The 2,044-nt window shown below is 34.7% G+C and carries 2 protein-coding genes and 1 pseudogene; all 3 read left to right on the top strand.

What is annotated here, in order from left to right; genetic code table 11:
• Positions 1–512: 512 nt before the first annotated feature.
• Positions 513–818 carry a hypothetical protein gene (locus BN338_RS06315; RefSeq protein ID WP_039760161.1) on the top strand — a complete coding sequence of 102 codons (306 nt, stop codon included), beginning with the start codon at positions 513–515 and terminating at the stop codon, positions 816–818.
• A 70-nt stretch (positions 819–888) separates the two neighbouring features.
• Positions 889–1,344, top strand: coding sequence for a hypothetical protein (locus BN338_RS06310; protein WP_198003687.1), 456 nt, complete (start codon positions 889–891; stop codon positions 1,342–1,344).
• A 525-nt stretch (positions 1,345–1,869) separates the two neighbouring features.
• Positions 1,870–2,044, top strand: a pseudogene (locus BN338_RS13130) (DUF7146 domain-containing protein); the annotation flags it as partial.

Below are 2,044 nucleotides of genomic sequence, written 5' to 3'. Positions count from 1 at the left end.
CTTCGTGATATCAGGAACTGAAAGAACGTAGTATATTCATTCAAAATCCTGGTGCTGGACGCAACACCAGCTATAGATTACCAGATCGCAAAGAATAACTGTATTTTGGGTATTCTTGCATTTTCACATCTAAAAAACGATCATTTTTTAGGTTAGTACTCTATTATATCTTAAGATACTATATACTATATATAGTACCATAAAGTACGATATCTTATTTAGTGAGGAATGAAATGCCTGTTATACCCTTTGCTAATTCCAAAGGGGGTAGTGAAAAACAACTGCTGCTTTACTCCTTGCTTGTGAACTTGTATATGCTAAACCTGTTACAATTGCAGAGCCTATCCTACAAACAAAATTGTTATGGAAAAAACAGGGATTTCTCATGCTACTTATTTTAGGCTTAAAAGTAGGCTTAAAAAACAGCTTGCTCTAAAAAATTAGAGGTACTTTGATTGATCAGATTCAACTATTAAATTAAATATAAATAAATATTACAAAAGGAGTTTCCTATGAAAAAGAAATTACCCAAAAGTTATATGACTGATGCTGAACGTGAGGAGTTACGAGCAGGCGGATTAGATCAAAACTGTATTTATACTGCTGAATCAGAAGCAGCGGACCGTGCTAACGATAGCAAAGCAGCATGGGAATGGTTAGCAATGACTGAACCTCCAGCACATACACTTCTGTTTCTTAAAAAGCGGCATGGAGCACAATTTATTCGTGATATGGGATTTTCTACTAAAGATGCTGATAAAGAATATGGTCCTGATTGGTTAGATAAAGATGTTATCATAGGAGGTCATCATTTTTAAAGAATTTGAGGAGTTAGAACGTATTTTTGTTCGCGAAAATAACTATGTAAAAAGTCTTGATGACGCATTGATGACCAAGAAACTACATGGTGTGCGGAGTGGTTTGTGTAGTTATCTTCGTAACATTGGGAAAAGCGGTGATTTATCATCACTTCTTGGTACGGAACGTAGTCTTGTAGAAAACGATTTGTTTAGATATGCCAATAGTAAGGCTATGATTAGTAGTCTTAAAACAGCATTAATGGAAATAGATGTTATTAAGAAGCACGTAATCCTTGTTAGTAATCCTGCGCAATATAAGACGGTAAATGAGGTTTATAGTTTACCCAAAAATCGTAAAGGCGGGTTGCCTTACGACGAAGCACGCCAAGCAATGGCATCCCATTATGCACGGTTAGGAAATTTAGATAAATCTCGTTTAACGTCAATTGAAAAATCAATTATTGATGTGCGTAAAGAAAATATGATGGTTACGCGTAAGCTCTATGAAAAAATGCAAGCCAAAGCTATTGGCATAGATCTATAATCCAATAAAGATGTTTCTCTTAGTTATTATCATTTAATGAGATTATTAAGCCGTAGATTTTATCCATTATGTGTATAATGCGCAAAATATTGCCTTTCATAAGCAAAAAAACACAAAATATTGTTTTTAAAAAATAGAAAAATCATTTTTTTACTGGAAAAGCTTACCAAGAGTTGCTAGTTTAATACAGTTAAATGACATTGATTCTACGAATTTAAATTCAAAACAGATTTAATGTCTCGGAGGGATACCCCATGAAATAAAAAAATTCTTTCTTACAGTTCGTAAGAGTACAAAAAAAATTGATATAAAAAATACCTTGGCGGCGCATCACTTATAGGCTCACGCCTATCATGTTGGTTATAAGCATGATATCCATGATGCGATCAAGAAAGCAAAAAGCCAACATTGCAAAAACGCCGCCTAAAGAAAACTTCGCCTTGTAGGACAGACAAAGTATTTCGATAATAGCAATACTGAAATAACAGAATCCGTCCTGTAATGCAAGTAGCAGGAAGGGATTTTATGTATTTTACACATGCTATAGGTAATGCTTATGCATTACATACGACAGCTCAAGAAATTACTTATGCATTATGTGGTAGATGGCATGGACATTATGGACTTGCTCGTTGCCCCGCTCATGATGATAGGTTGCCTAGTTTATCCCTTTCTAATGGACATGATGGACGTCTCTTAC

The organism is Bartonella queenslandensis AUST/NH15, assembly GCF_000312585.1.
In the GTDB taxonomy this organism is placed as follows: Bacteria; Pseudomonadota; Alphaproteobacteria; order Rhizobiales; family Rhizobiaceae; genus Bartonella; species Bartonella queenslandensis_A.
The sequence above is the reverse complement of the archived record's forward strand: the minus strand, read 5'-3'. Positions and strand labels throughout refer to the sequence as shown.